The following is a 13,107-nucleotide window of genomic DNA, read 5'->3' on the forward strand; positions in this document are numbered from 1 at the left end:
CTATTATTGATATCGTTTAACTAATTGTCCAACTGTTGTATCCGTGCTTCCTTCACCAATCGCGTTGAATTTCCATTCGCCGCTATGACGATAAATTTCACCAACAATCAGGGATGTTTTACCTGAATAATCTTCGGTCAGATTAAACTTAATCAATTCTTGTTTATTCGAATCATTCACTAACCGGATGTAGGCTGATTGAACGAGACCGAAGTCTTGTTTTCTATTCACGCAGTCGTAGATATTAACAACGAAGACGATTTTACTAACATCCGCAGGAACTTGTCCTAAATTAACAGCTACTTGCTCATCATCGCCATCGCCTTCCCCTGTACGGTTATCACCGGAGTGAACAACTGAACCATCAGGGCTTTGCAAGTTAGCGAAGAAAACAACATTTTTCTCTTTCGTCAATTTCCCATTCTCATCTAGTAAGATGACGGAAGCGTCGCAATCAATTTCAACAGCTGTTTTTTTGGATCCGAAGAAACCTTTCTTCTCCACAACTGCAGGATCCCAACCTAGTCCAACTACAACTTTGGAAAGACCCGCATTACCTTTTGTTAAATCAATTTTTTGACCTTTGACCAAACTAATTGTCAACGAGGTCACCTCCCTTCATATCCTGTATTCGTACACTCTTTCATTTGATACGGATGAAGTTCGAACACGTTTCATTTTTCCGATTAAATTATTTGTAAATCGACGATCACAGACTAAATTCGCTCGGATTGAGGTTCAGCGCTGTACAAATATCTTTGACAACCTTCTTTTCTTGATCATCAAAATCTCCGTCTGCAGCACCAATTGCGCAGCATACCGCAATGATGATTCGTCCAACTTCCGGCTTATTGTTAAACTTGGAAATAACTTTAAGCGCTTCTTGCTTGCCTACAATGGCTGAGAATTCAAAGTTGCCAGCAAAGTGATTGAAGCGAGCGATGACATTACTGACATCAAATACTTTAAGCTCTTCGCTACGGCTGATGTAACCAATCATCTTTTCTTTTTCTGAATTACCAATGCTGCCATCAGCGGCCGCTACAATCGCACAACCTGCTACAACGGCATCCAGAAAATCTTTGTTTTGAAATTTTTTGACTTGCTCGGACAAGCCCGTTTTCGCGCTTGAAAACCATGATTTAAACGTACTCATTTCAGCACCACCTATATGATTTAGTAACACATTTTGACTATAGGCTACATTTTTCTCCACAATAGTCTATGTTCACAGTTTATACGATTACACATTTGTTTTCAAATATTGGAATTTCAAAGCTGCATTAGGAAATAATTCAACCTAAACGCCATAGAACCGCCCAAAACGGGCGGTTAAAATAGACTAATTAATTAAAATGGAAATAAGTACCAATACTAACTGAATTTTAGATAGCAGCCTCTACCTTCGTGTAGCGATTCGCAGGAATCGGTACGCCTAGGTTTCCCCGCAGCGTGTCAGATTCATACTCTTTTCGGTATATACCGCGCTCTTGAAGGATTGGCACAACGAGATCGACGAAATCGTCCAATCCTTTGGGAAGAGCTGCGGCAATAATAAAGCCGTCTGCCGCTTCTTCTTTAAACCAGCGCTCGACACGATCAGCCACTTGTTCGGGTGTTCCTGTAAATTCATTGCGCGGTGTTGCGATACCAAGCGCAACTTGACGAAGTGTGAGGTTTTTCTCTTTCGCCGTTTGCTTGATTTTATCCGTACCGCTGCGGAAACTGTTACTGCCGAAATCTCCGAGATCCGGGAACGGTTCATCAAGTGGATATTGAGAGAAATCGTGGTGCTCAAAGAAGCGCCCCAGAAAATCCAATGCTTTATCAATCGTAACTAAATTAGCAATTTCTTGATATTTGCTTTCTGCTTCTTCTTCCGTGCGTCCGATAATCGGGCTAATCCCAGGAAGAATAACGAGTTCTTCGGCTGAACGGCCATAAGCTACCGCTCTGCTTTTAATATCTTGATAATAAGCCTTAGCTTCCTCAATCGTTTCGTGTCCGGCAAATACGGCATCAGCGACTTTAGCCGCGAAAGCCCGACCATCCTCAGAAGCCCCTGCCTGGAAGATAACCGGTTGGCCTTGCTTCGAACGCGCAATATTGAGTGGTCCCTGAACGGAGAAAAACTCCCCTTTGTGGTTCAACGTATGCAGTTTGCTTGGATCAAAGAATACGCCGCTTTCTTTATCCCGAACGAAGGCATCGTCTTCCCAGGAATCCCAAAGTCCACGCGCTACTTCCAAGAATTCATTCGCGATCCGATATCGTTCTGGATGTGTGGGGTGCTGGTCTTTGCTAAAATTTCTTGCCGATCCCTCTAGAGGTGAAGTTACGATGTTCCACCCTGCACGCCCATCACTGATCAGATCAATCGAGCCGAATTGTCTGGACACTGTAAATGGCTCGCTGTAGGAGGTCGAAAGTGTACCAACCAGACCAATATTGGACGTGACAGCAGCCAGCGCTGAAAGAATCGTAATCGGTTCAAACCGATTCAAAAAGTGAGGGATGGATTTCTCGGTAATGTACAGACCGTCTGCAATGAAAACCAGATCGAATTTACCGGCTTCAGCTTTCTGGGCCTGCTGTTTATAAAAACCAAAATTGACGCTGGCATCAGTAATCGCCTCGGGATGGCGCCATCCTGATATGTTTCCACCAACACCATGAATGATTGCTCCAAGCTTCAGTTGCTTTTGTTTTGACATCGTCATCACGTCCTTATAATTATTATTGAAGAATTGCTGCTTCTTTCAACTGCAAGCGGTAGCTTTTTACGACGTTTTCGCCCTTTAGAATATCCTTATCAAATGCCCGTTCGAAGCCTAAACGCTCATAAAGCTTCACGGCAGATTCCATCATATCGGAAGTGTGCAGATGCAGTGTAGATGCACCCAATTCCAGCGCTCGTCGGGCGCTTTCTTTAATGAGCTCCGTAGCGATTCCCTTGCCTCTCGCTTGCGGGGAGACAGCCAATAAGCGAATAATCGGAGTATGGATATCCAATTCAGGAAGTCCATAGGCAACCTGGGAAGACAGGAACAAGAGGGAGCTGCCCACGATTTCCCCATTGATTTCGGCAATTAGTCGTGCAGAAGGAGCGTCGCCATCTACAGAGGCAAGAATGTTGTCTTTGTACTGCTGCCATCCTTCGGGAGGAAGAACTGCTTCGTATTGACTGTAGGCATCAATAAGAAGCTGCCTGATCCCCTCACGGTCTTCCGTACGAGCTTCGCGAATCCGAACCCTATTTGTACTCATTTCCCCCACACCTCTTTCTATCACATATAGGTTTAGTCGGTTTTATTATTAAAGGTTCGCGGCTTGCCTAGCTTGTTTAATCCGCTCTATTTGGGCAAGATGCACCTGCACATGTGCGGTAAAAGATTGAACGACATCCGTCAAAGCTAACGTCTGACCTTTGAAGTTAACGCCCGTTTTCTCCCAGTCTTGTGGGGATAGTCTTCGCAATAATAGGCTGTTATAGGTCAATAAAACTTCGAAAGCGTCCAAAATATCTAAAGCTGCACCTTCATTCGCCTTGGCACTGCTTACCCAAGCATCTTGCCCAAAGGCAGGCAATTGGACCGTGGATCCAGAAATGATCTCGCGAATGCGAAAGGAAACAACAATGTTATGATCGGTCAAATGAGACAGAACTTCCGTCACACTCCATTTATCCGCGTTCTCTTTCCATTTCAACTGCTCATCCGTAAGTCCGTCAATCGCTGCTCTCAACTGTTTATTTGTATCTATATAAGGTTGAATATCGATTACAAGTTGACTCATCCTGATACCTCCACTTCGAATTTGGAGCTTATTTGCTTGAGAGCTTGCTCCGCTAATATGGCAAAATAGTTGGCACTGATCGGCAGTGCGCGCTCATCTAGATCAAAGGCGGGATGGTGCCATTCCTGCGTACCCGATGTACCCATGAATAAGAAAACACCCGGCACCTTCTTCTGATAGAAAGCGAAGTCTTCCCCTGCTAGCGATGGTGTAGGCGTGATGACCTGCAAGCCAGCAATATCCGCAGCTAGGGTTGCTAATTCTGCTAAGCCCGCATCGTTCTGCACGGCTGGAGGACCCTTGATCCATCGTACAGATGCCTTCGTCCCATAAGCAGCCGCTACACCATGAACAACTTGATCGAACCTGTTCAGAACCGTGGCTCGAACCTCCTTATCGAATGTCCTCACCGTTCCATCTAAGACAGCTTTATCCGGAATGACATTCCAAGCGGTTCCACTGTGTATCTTGGTGACGCTTATCACAGCACTTTGCAGCGCACTCACATTCCGGCTTACAATCGCTTGGAGTGCTGTGACGATATGTGCGCCGGTTACAATGGGATCTATCCCCGCTTCAGGCACCCCAGCATGTGTACCCTTACCCTCGATTTCAACAACAAACCCATCTGCAGAAGCCATGAGTGGTCCCGCTTTAATGCCGATTGTGCCCACAGGAAGATCGGGTTTATTGTGCATTCCAAATACGGCACGAACCCCCTCCAAAGCACCGCTCCTGATGACCTGCTCCGCTCCTTGCGCTTTCTCCTCTGCCGGTTGGAAAATGAAACGAACCGTACCCAGCAGCTCCTTCTCTCGCTGCTTTAATAAGAAAGCGGCGCCCAGAATGGCTGCGGTATGAAAATCATGTCCGCAAGCATGCATGGTGCCCGGAACCAATGAGGCGTAAGCCAGTCCAGTAGATTCCTGGACAGGCAACGCATCAATATCGGCTCGCAGCGCAATAATGGGTCCTTCGTGCAGACCGCCAACCTCCGCGATAAGACCTGTTTTCAGAGGAAAATTAGCCACTCGGATACCCGCTTCCTGCAGCCAGTCTCGGATAGATGCGGTTGTTTGAACCTCTTCGTTCGATAATTCCGGATTTTGATGCAGATGACGCCGAATCGCGATCAGCTTCTGCTCAAATGCCGACTGTGATTGTTCCGACAGCGTTTCGCTCATGCACATTCCCCCTCTAAAAAGCCCAATGGCGTTTTTACCTACACAAGCAGCTCCGAGAACGCCTCACTAAGCAATTCAAATGACCGCAAGCGTTTGGCGAAATCTTTCACCGACGTTGTAACGATAAACTCATCTACCCTATACGTTTGCTGGATGTCCAGCAGCTTTTGACGGACGGATTCTTTGGTGCCTTTCGTAATCTCCGCTTCCTTCTCTTCTACGGTGAATTTGGCTTGCGTTTGCCGTCCATACTCCTCGGCTTGTTCAAGGGTTCCTACCGTCAAGGTTTTACCGTTTTCCAAATGGATTTTGACATTTTTATATTCGCCAGCCATCACTTTGGCCTCTTCTTCTGTGTCAGCTACAATTAAGGACAGTGCCAAGATCGCCTTCGGCTGCCCGCCTTGTTCTCGATTAAATCCAGTGTGATACGCTTCAAAAGCAGCAGCTGCCACAGCAGGATCACCATTTATGAATTGCGCAAATACATAAGGAAGCCCTAATTCAGCTGCTAATTCCGCACTGGCCGCAGTGGCGCCAAGCAGATAGATATCCGCTGATTGTGTCGGAATCGGAGATACCCTAAGGCCTGTAAGCGGATGATCAGCATCCAATCGATTATGAACAAATTGTTTGAGTTCCTTCAGCTTCTCCGATAAAGTAGCTGGCTCTGTAATGCCCTGCTGTAGAGCTTTCGTAGAACGAGGAAGCCCGCCAGGCGCCCTTCCGATCCCAAGATCTACTCTTCCAGGCGCTAATGATGCCAGGACATTAAAGTTTTCTGCAACTTTGTAGGGACTGTAATGCTGCAGCATGATGCCGCCAGAGCCAATACGTATGCGCTCTGTTTTCGCTAATAAATGAGAAATTAGCACCTCGGGTGAAGAACCGGCCAATTGATCGGAATCGTGATGCTCCGATACCCAAAAGCGGTGATAGTCCAGCTTTTCCGCTAGTTGCACTAGCTCAATCGTATGCTGCAGAGCGGCTTCCGCATTCTCCCCCGGGAAAATAACGCTTTGATCCAAAATACTAAGTTTGATCCCCATATCATCCACTCCGTATTCGCTGTAAATTTAAATGTTAAACGTATACTCCGGCGTAATTCGTTTCAAAAATTGTCTCGTACGCTCTTCTTTCGCATCGCTAAAAATATCCTGAGGCCTTCCTTCTTCCACAATCACACCTTGATCCATAAAAACAACATGATTCGAAACTTCACGAGCAAAGCCCATTTCATGCGTGACGACAATCATCGTAATGCCTTCTTTGGCAATTTTCTGGATAACCTCCAGCACCTCACCGACCAACTCAGGATCAAGTGCAGAGGTTGGTTCATCGAACAAAATCACTTCTGGATTGAGTGCCAGCGCACGGGCAATGCCCACCCTCTGCTGCTGTCCGCCTGACAGTTGGCTTGGATAAGCGTCCAGCTTACTTCCCAGCCCCACTTTCTCCAGCATTTGAATGCTCGTTTGCCGTGCAGTTTCTTTGGATTGCTTCTGTACAATGACAAGGCCCTCCATCACATTTTCCAGCACCGTTTTATGTTTAAATAAATTGTAATGTTGAAATACCATCGCCGTTTTCTTGCGCAGCGTGTGAATATCCTGTTTGCTCGGACGCTTGCAATTGATGGTGAAATCCCCAATCATTACCTCACCTTGATTCGGCTTCTCCAAGTAATTGATGCAGCGAAGCAGCGTCGTTTTGCCTGAACCGCTTGGGCCAAGAATACAGACGACTTCACCCTTTTTAACCGTCAAATTGATACCTTTCAGCACCTCATGCTTGCCGAATGCTTTGGTGATATTCGCCATTTTGATCATTGTACACCACCTCGGTTGTAAATATTTATTCGTTTTTCTAGCAGCTCCGTTATCTTCTCGATCAGAACCGTCACTGCCCAGAATAGGAAAGCCGCGGCAATATACGATTCAAAGAATTTCCAATTTGTCGTAGCAACGATTTGCGCTTTGGCATTAATTTCAACAACGGATACCGTGAAAGCCAGTGTAGAACCGTGAAGCATACCAATGAACGAATTGGATAAGTTAGGCAAGCTAACAGCCAGTGCCTGAGGAAGCACAATGCGCCTTAACGCCTGCGGTGTTGTCATGCCGATGGAATAGGCAGCTTCGATCTGTCCCTTATTCACGGCTAGAATGCCTGATCTCACTACTTCAGCCAAATAGGCCCCTGCTGTAATCGAGAAGGAGAGAAAGGCGAAACCGATCATTGGAATAGAAGTCGATCGGAAGCTCCAACCGATGGCTGTTGCCAAAGAATCAATAATAACAGGCAATCCGAAATAAATGAGCAGCAAATGCATCAGCATCGGTGTTCCTCGTATGAACGTTACATAGCCGCTTGCGATGTAATGGATAACAGGTACGCGGTATATTCGGATGATCGCCACTGCCGATCCAATCAGAAATCCGAAGAAAACCGATACAATCGTAATTAGCATCGTAATGGGCAAAGCAGAGAGCAGTTGAATAAAGGCGGAACCGATAAACCCTAGATCGAGCTTCATGGTTGATACCCTCCTTTATCTGTTTGAGCGGATGCAGCCCAGGGTGTCTTAAACAAGCGCCTAAATGTAAACTTCGAATCACGTTGAACAATGAGTTGTTCATGCCGAAGTAGTCTTTTTTCAACATCCAAGAACAGCTTCTCCAGCCCGTAACAAATGACAAAGTAGATGAGCGATAAACAAATGTAAGTTTCAACAAAATGTTGAGTTGCCGCACCAAGCGTTTGCGCTTTCCCCATCAATTCCATCGCGCCTAACGAAAAGGCTAACGAAGTATCCTTCAAATTGGCGATAAGCAGATTCGCAAAGTTCGGTATCGATATGGCAAGCGCTTGTGGCATGATGATACGTGTAAAGGCTTGGTACCCTGTCATTCCTATCGCATAAGCAGCCTCCACTTGCCCTCGATCCACGGCTTTCACGGCTGCCCGAATGACTTCAGAGATATAAGCCCCGCCATGCAGCCCAAAAGTCAGAATAACGAAGGTCAGGACGGGGGCTTTAGAGACGTCGACGTTAATGAGCTTCAAGATCTCGGGAAGACCATAATAGATGAGGAACAATTGGATAAGGATCGGCGTCCCCCGGAAAAATGACACATAGATTTGGGATATCCTTCTTAGCACCGGAACCTCATACAACCGTGGCAGGGCTATGAGGAATCCGATCAGTACACCCAGCAGCATAGAGCAAGCTACAATAAACAATGTAATATGGAGATAAGAGACTAATTTGGGCAAAAAATCAAAGACATAGGTGATATCAAATTGTTGTTCCATTCGGACGATCTCACCTTTCTGTACCGTTCTTACTTAAAGCTGCATTAATCTTTCTTCGTATAGTCTCCTCCGAGCCATTGTGTGCTAAGTTTGGAAAGCGTTCCATCTGCCTTCACAGCTTTCAACGCCACGTCGATTTTATCCGCAAGAGCTTGCCCGTCTTTATCATTTTTGCGGAAAAGAAAGCGAACCTCAGCTTCTTCAATAATCGGTCCCACTGCCTTTAATTTGCTTTGAGGGTCGACGAGCGGCAGCAAGAAATCCGCTCCGAGGGATCCGTCCGCACGTCCTGTTGTAAGCTGACTAACCAAATCGTTAGCTGCACCGTTTTGGTAAACTATTTTGATCGCGTTATCGTTTGCTTTATTATAATTTTCTAATAGCGTAGCTTCGGCACTAGTCGCTGTCGTTAACGCTTTTTTACCTTTTAAGTCATCAATCGATTTAATGTTTGTATTGTCTTTAGCCACGATAACTTTTGTTTTCCAGTACGCATAAGGCTCGTTGTTGAAAAGGTATTTTTGCTCTCTTTCCTTATTCTTCTCGATTTCGTGGGCAACAAAGTCAATTTTGTTCGTTTCCAAGCTGAGGAGCAGGTTAGCGAAATCCATCGTTTTGAATTCAAACTCGTAATCAGGAAGCCGATTATCCAGTTCTCTGACAAGCTCGATATCATAACCGGTAAGCTTACCGTCTTTATCAAGGAAAGCTACGTTCGGAAATTTGGTACCTGTTCCAACTATGATCTTCTTCACTTTGACAGGCTCGGTTGCAGCAGCTGTAGCTGCAGCAGCCTTCGTACCTTCAGCGGCTTCCTTTGGTGATGCGATGGTTTCTGTATTTTTCGCCCCACAGCCTGCTGCTACCAAAGCCAAAGTTAGTGTTGTTCCAAGGATTGTTAATTTTCTCATCTGTGTATTCCCTCCATTTTTTCGGTTACAAACATTAAACTTATAATTCCTACCTGTTTTGTATGAATTAACTTTAGAATTAATTTATCATCAAGTTTCACAACTGGATAATAGAGTTTTTCTATAAGCTTATATAAGAATCTGATATTACCCTTTCGTTCGGCCCCATAATCCTTTGCAAATATCCAAAATACTGTTGAAAAATAGTGTATTTTCCCCATTTAGCGTAATCAAGTTCGTCTGCAAGGCAATGCCCGCTGTCTCTGGAAAGTCAATTGGAAATAGCCTATTATCCTTAACTTCCTGACTGACGCTAAGCCCAGGTAAGAAAGCAATACCTGCCCGCTGTAGAACCAGCTTCTTAGCAGTTTCGGAGTTATCCGTCTGGATCTGGATGTTTGGAGGCTCCTTCAAACTCTCAAATACACGGTGAATGCGCATCCAGTCTAGAGAGCCGCACTCAAAGAAAATAAGTGCCTGACGTCCAATATCCTGGATCGTTAAGTTTTCCTTCTCAATAAAGGGATGCCCCTCATATACATAAAGTCGAATAGGATCTTCATAAAATTTCGCTGACAAAAGACTTGGATGGGTGATTCCCCGCACAAAGCTGATATCCACATCCCGGTTCAGAACCTTGTTGACGAGATCATCTGTAATTCCGGTCGTTAGTTTAAAATTGATTTCCGGGTATTTATGCTTCATCTTAGGGATGATTGCTGGCATCATGTAATTAGATACAGATACCGTACAGCCGATCCGCAGCTCATTAGGCAGCGCCTTTTTCTGCTTAAGATGGATTTTACTCTTCTGGAATGTTTGCAGTAATTGCTGCGCGTAAGGGAGAAACTTCCTGCCATCATCCGTTAAATGAACTTGCTTGCCAATTCGATCAAAGAGCTGACAATCCAGTTCCCGTTCTAACGATTGAATTCTAGCTGTTACCGAAGGCTGGGAAAGGAATAATACTTCCGATGCCTTGTTAAAGCTGCCATAATGGATGACATATACGAACGCTTCTATATTCTCAATATTCATCGCAGTGCCCCTCCAGATGACCTAAAAGATATAAAGTTTATTATTCCAATCAATTAACTCGGAATTAAATATTTTTATAACTATAAGCTATCTTCCAATCGCTGTCAATATAAGAAATGCTGTTTCATTAGAAAAAGACCTTAGCTCCTGCCGCAAAATCTTGCGGGTGATCTAAGGTCTTTGGACTATGTATACTTAGGATCGTAAACAACGGTACAATTCCGCCCTTTTCCTTTGGCAAAATAGAGCGCTTGATCCGCATGCTCAAGAACTTCATGTGCCGTCATTCCGTCTGTTGGGAATGAGGACACTCCCAGAGATACCGTGATGGGTTGACCTACTGGGCTTATGGTCATTTCCAACTTATTACGGATCTTCTCCGCATACAGATACGCATCATCTTTCGTCACATGGGGCATTAGAACAATGAATTCCTCTCCGCCAAACCGGAAGTAGTATTCGTTCTCACTTGCCATTGAAAGCAGAAGCTTTCCTAGATATTTCAGAACCGTATCTCCTGCAAGATGCCCGTGCGTATCATTAATAATTTTGAAATGATCAATATCCAGTACAATGAGAGAAAAATCTATGCCTTCCTCCAACCATTCGAGCATTTGTGTTTCCATGCTCCTTCTGTTGGCAAGACCCGTTAAAATCCGTTTGAGCTTCCAGTGCATATTGATTCGCTCTCTTTTGCAAAGCATCGATCGTGATTAACATAGTTTTGTACAAATGATAGGCTTCATACGTATTCGTTCTTACCTTTGGCAGATCTGCGACTTGCTTGCCATTCAAGATTTTATAAGCGGTCGCAGCCAATCGAGCATAGGGAAGAGTCAACTTCTTGGCCAACCATGCCGTTAGCATAAGGATGAGAAGGAGAAAGGGTAATGAGTACAGAATGGCATTTTGGATCAAACCCATCGACTTTTCATTTATCTCTTCCAGCGGCGATTGCACTACGATTCCCCAACCATTGGCAGGTACATAAGAATAGCCAGCAAGCATTGGCACTCCCACTGTATTCACGACTTTCTCTTACCGCTATGACCACTAATGAGCTTGGCTACCACTGGATTAGCGCTGACATTCTGACCTAAACGATTGTGTTCTGGATGATAAATAAGATTACCGGCCCCATCGACCACATAGATATATGAACCTGATGGAGAGTAGCTGTTGGAACCGAATATATCATTTAACACATTGTTTTCTCGCAAATAAATAGCACCTCCTAAAGAACCCAAATACTGGCCTGAGGAATTAAATATAGGATTTGTCATTAATACAATAAGCCTATTCGTTACAGATTCAAAAGGTGCTGAGATCGCAGGCTTTCGCTGCTCAATCGCATCCAAAACGGCTGTCGATGTCAGTTTTTTGCTTGTGAGACCTACCGAAACAGGAGAAATAGCTAAGACATTCCCATTGGCGTCATTGACCATTTGTGAGTTAAAGTAATTGCTGCTCCCCGTTACCAAATCCAATTGTGCTTGGATAGAATCTTGTGTTTGCATACTCCTCGCCAGGTGTTCAGAGGTCACTTTCAGGCTTTTCTCCATTGCTTTGAAAAGGGAGTTCATGGTCACGCTCATTTTTTTTGCACTGTCATAATTAAGCTCAAGTGTCGTTTCATACAAGGAATCTCGTTCTGCCTTAAACGAAGCAGCTATTTGAATGATAGATATGATCGAAATAGATACAAGCATCAATAGGGTTATATAATGAACAAGTCGTATCCGCGGAGCAGCATCGGCTGTTCTCATACTCCTCATCTCCTAAAAAAGATAGTTACGAGTCGTTTCGACAACTTTCGACATATCTCCTTCATTTTTAATGCCAAGCATACAATTGAAAAACAAAACAAAGAAAAAAGCACGAAATTCGTGAATGAATTTTGTGCTTCTTATTTCTATCTTAGAAAGAGCTTGCCGTTGATCGTACAAGCAGCCGTGAATACGCTCGAATGTACGTCCTTCCGCCTATTAGCGAAATTAAACGGTTTCGTGGTAACTAAACCTTCCAGTTCAATACGGTTTCCAGCATGGATTTCAGATGCTTCACTCGGTGGACCTCAGGTTTTACTTTTACTATTTTAAATTCATCCCTGATATGCTGGATGAAATCAATCCGTAAGCGTTCTAACTGCTCTTCTGTTAAAACGTACGTATAATCTCGGACAGATTCGTATGTATGGTACCATTCGCTATTTTCCAAGAACGTAAAGGATGAACGTTGGTACCACTCTTTTACATGACTCTTCAATGCAGCTGTGATGGTATCATCATTCCCCGACATTGCGTAAAGTCGATCAGAGGACATTAGGTTTCTGTACTTGATCATGCTATCATCAGGGAACGAATTGGGAAGTGCATAAAACTGAATTACAAGTTCCAAAATCTCCATATAGGCATGTGGTCCAGCCAGTTTCGGATTAAATTGACACTTAACTGCGGCATGGGCAATATTCTTAAGCAAACGTAGTGCTTCTGCTGCTTCCTTTTTATCAGGCGAACCTTGAAAAAATAACCCTTGCTTTCCTGCACGAATTTCAGCCCGATCAATCGCATCATGGAGCGCATCTTCAAACTGATCTTTGCTGTACGGTGCCCACTGATCGATATGATCAGTAAGTTCCACGCTCATGCCAAACTCTCTACGGATAATGCTTAGCAGGTTAATCCCGCCGCTGCCGTTAACTACAGCAAATATATCGTGTAAAAACCTTTCCAAGTTTTTTGCCTTTTTCGTGGCCCCCATAATTTCACTGGGAATCGTATAACGGGTCTCAGCCTCTTTTTGCTCGAGATTGGTAATAAGCTGATTTAACTCTGAGAGTAATGGATGCTCCATTCTTGAATCCT

General features: G+C 44.5%; 16 protein-coding genes. All 16 read right to left on the reverse strand.

What is annotated here, in order from left to right; all coding sequences use genetic code 11:
• Window positions 1–3: 3 nt before the first annotated feature.
• The gene (locus QFZ77_RS34625; RefSeq protein ID WP_307447605.1) at window positions 4–603 is read right to left on the reverse strand and encodes a TerD family protein; all 600 of its coding nucleotides are present in this window, start codon (window positions 601–603) and stop codon (window positions 4–6) included.
• A gap of 106 nt (window positions 604–709) precedes the next feature.
• Window positions 710–1,156 carry a tellurite resistance TerB family protein gene (locus QFZ77_RS34630; RefSeq protein ID WP_307447609.1) on the reverse strand — a complete coding sequence of 149 codons (447 nt, stop codon included), beginning with the start codon at window positions 1,154–1,156 and terminating at the stop codon, window positions 710–712.
• A gap of 229 nt (window positions 1,157–1,385) precedes the next feature.
• Window positions 1,386–2,714, reverse strand: coding sequence for an LLM class flavin-dependent oxidoreductase (locus QFZ77_RS34635; RefSeq protein WP_307447611.1), 1,329 nt, complete (start codon window positions 2,712–2,714; stop codon window positions 1,386–1,388).
• Window positions 2,715–2,736: 22 nt separating this feature from the next.
• On the reverse strand, window positions 2,737–3,267 hold the full coding sequence (locus QFZ77_RS34640) for a GNAT family N-acetyltransferase (RefSeq protein WP_307447613.1): 531 nt from the start codon (window positions 3,265–3,267) through the stop codon (window positions 2,737–2,739).
• A gap of 48 nt (window positions 3,268–3,315) precedes the next feature.
• Entirely contained in the window at window positions 3,316–3,795 is a 480-nt protein-coding gene (locus tag QFZ77_RS34645; RefSeq protein WP_307447616.1) for a DinB family protein, read from the reverse strand.
• Window positions 3,792–4,979, reverse strand: a complete 1,188-nt coding sequence (locus tag QFZ77_RS34650) for a M20 peptidase aminoacylase family protein (protein WP_307447619.1) — start codon at window positions 4,977–4,979, stop codon at window positions 3,792–3,794. Before QFZ77_RS34650 ends, QFZ77_RS34645 begins: the two co-directional genes overlap by 4 nt.
• 38 nt (window positions 4,980–5,017) lie before the next feature.
• Window positions 5,018–6,028 carry an LLM class flavin-dependent oxidoreductase gene (locus QFZ77_RS34655; protein ID WP_307447622.1) on the reverse strand — a complete coding sequence of 337 codons (1,011 nt, stop codon included), beginning with the start codon at window positions 6,026–6,028 and terminating at the stop codon, window positions 5,018–5,020.
• Between the two features lie 27 nt (window positions 6,029–6,055).
• On the reverse strand, window positions 6,056–6,808 hold the full coding sequence (locus tag QFZ77_RS34660; RefSeq protein WP_307447625.1) for an amino acid ABC transporter ATP-binding protein: 753 nt from the start codon (window positions 6,806–6,808) through the stop codon (window positions 6,056–6,058).
• Window positions 6,805–7,515 carry an amino acid ABC transporter permease gene (locus tag QFZ77_RS34665; protein WP_307447627.1) on the reverse strand — a complete coding sequence of 237 codons (711 nt, stop codon included), beginning with the start codon at window positions 7,513–7,515 and terminating at the stop codon, window positions 6,805–6,807. The genes QFZ77_RS34660 and QFZ77_RS34665 overlap by 4 nt, the downstream gene beginning before the upstream one ends.
• The gene (locus QFZ77_RS34670; protein WP_307447630.1) at window positions 7,512–8,294 is read right to left on the reverse strand and encodes an amino acid ABC transporter permease; all 783 of its coding nucleotides are present in this window, start codon (window positions 8,292–8,294) and stop codon (window positions 7,512–7,514) included. The genes QFZ77_RS34665 and QFZ77_RS34670 overlap by 4 nt, the downstream gene beginning before the upstream one ends.
• Window positions 8,295–8,338: 44 nt before the next feature.
• Complete coding sequence (locus QFZ77_RS34675) at window positions 8,339–9,205, reverse strand: transporter substrate-binding domain-containing protein (protein WP_307447632.1); 867 nt, start codon at window positions 9,203–9,205, stop codon at window positions 8,339–8,341.
• Window positions 9,206–9,352: 147 nt separating this feature from the next.
• A complete protein-coding gene (locus QFZ77_RS34680) occupies window positions 9,353–10,243 on the reverse strand; it encodes a LysR family transcriptional regulator (protein WP_307447634.1) in 891 nt (296 codons plus the stop codon).
• Window positions 10,244–10,428: 185 nt separating this feature from the next.
• Window positions 10,429–10,857 carry a GGDEF domain-containing protein gene (locus QFZ77_RS34685; RefSeq protein ID WP_307447637.1) on the reverse strand — a complete coding sequence of 143 codons (429 nt, stop codon included), beginning with the start codon at window positions 10,855–10,857 and terminating at the stop codon, window positions 10,429–10,431.
• Window positions 10,802–11,272, reverse strand: coding sequence for a hypothetical protein (locus QFZ77_RS34690; RefSeq protein WP_307447641.1), 471 nt, complete (start codon window positions 11,270–11,272; stop codon window positions 10,802–10,804). Before QFZ77_RS34690 ends, QFZ77_RS34685 begins: the two co-directional genes overlap by 56 nt.
• The gene (locus tag QFZ77_RS34695) at window positions 11,269–12,009 is read right to left on the reverse strand and encodes a cache domain-containing protein (RefSeq protein WP_307447644.1); all 741 of its coding nucleotides are present in this window, start codon (window positions 12,007–12,009) and stop codon (window positions 11,269–11,271) included. Before QFZ77_RS34695 ends, QFZ77_RS34690 begins: the two co-directional genes overlap by 4 nt.
• A 247-nt stretch (window positions 12,010–12,256) precedes the next feature.
• The gene (locus tag QFZ77_RS34700) at window positions 12,257–13,096 is read right to left on the reverse strand and encodes a hypothetical protein (RefSeq protein ID WP_307447647.1); all 840 of its coding nucleotides are present in this window, start codon (window positions 13,094–13,096) and stop codon (window positions 12,257–12,259) included.
• Window positions 13,097–13,107 lie beyond the last annotated feature (11 nt).

This window comes from Paenibacillus sp. V4I3 (assembly GCF_030817215.1).
Taxonomy (GTDB): Bacteria; Bacillota; Bacilli; order Paenibacillales; family NBRC-103111; genus Paenibacillus_E.

Excerpts from the sequence above, each read along its gene's own strand:
- QFZ77_RS34630 (WP_307447609.1), bottom strand. The coding sequence starts at position 1,156 with ATGAGTACGTTTAAATCATGGTTTTCAAGCGCGAAAACGGGCTTGTCC.
- QFZ77_RS34635 (WP_307447611.1), bottom strand. The coding sequence starts at position 2,714 with ATGTCAAAACAAAAGCAACTGAAGCTTGGAGCAATCATTCATGGTGTT.
- QFZ77_RS34640 (WP_307447613.1), bottom strand. The coding sequence starts at position 3,267 with ATGAGTACAAATAGGGTTCGGATTCGCGAAGCTCGTACGGAAGACCGT.
- QFZ77_RS34645 (WP_307447616.1), bottom strand. The coding sequence starts at position 3,795 with ATGAGTCAACTTGTAATCGATATTCAACCTTATATAGATACAAATAAA.
- QFZ77_RS34650 (WP_307447619.1), bottom strand. The coding sequence starts at position 4,979 with ATGAGCGAAACGCTGTCGGAACAATCACAGTCGGCATTTGAGCAGAAG.
- QFZ77_RS34655 (WP_307447622.1), bottom strand. The coding sequence starts at position 6,028 with ATGGGGATCAAACTTAGTATTTTGGATCAAAGCGTTATTTTCCCGGGG.
- QFZ77_RS34660 (WP_307447625.1), bottom strand. The coding sequence starts at position 6,808 with ATGATCAAAATGGCGAATATCACCAAAGCATTCGGCAAGCATGAGGTG.
- QFZ77_RS34665 (WP_307447627.1), bottom strand. The coding sequence starts at position 7,515 with ATGAAGCTCGATCTAGGGTTTATCGGTTCCGCCTTTATTCAACTGCTC.
- QFZ77_RS34670 (WP_307447630.1), bottom strand. The coding sequence starts at position 8,294 with ATGGAACAACAATTTGATATCACCTATGTCTTTGATTTTTTGCCCAAA.
- QFZ77_RS34675 (WP_307447632.1), bottom strand. The coding sequence starts at position 9,205 with ATGAGAAAATTAACAATCCTTGGAACAACACTAACTTTGGCTTTGGTA.
- QFZ77_RS34680 (WP_307447634.1), bottom strand. The coding sequence starts at position 10,243 with ATGAATATTGAGAATATAGAAGCGTTCGTATATGTCATCCATTATGGC.
- QFZ77_RS34685 (WP_307447637.1), bottom strand. The coding sequence starts at position 10,857 with ATGCTCGAATGGTTGGAGGAAGGCATAGATTTTTCTCTCATTGTACTG.
- QFZ77_RS34695 (WP_307447644.1), bottom strand. The coding sequence starts at position 12,009 with ATGAGAACAGCCGATGCTGCTCCGCGGATACGACTTGTTCATTATATA.
- QFZ77_RS34700 (WP_307447647.1), bottom strand. The coding sequence starts at position 13,096 with ATGGAGCATCCATTACTCTCAGAGTTAAATCAGCTTATTACCAATCTC.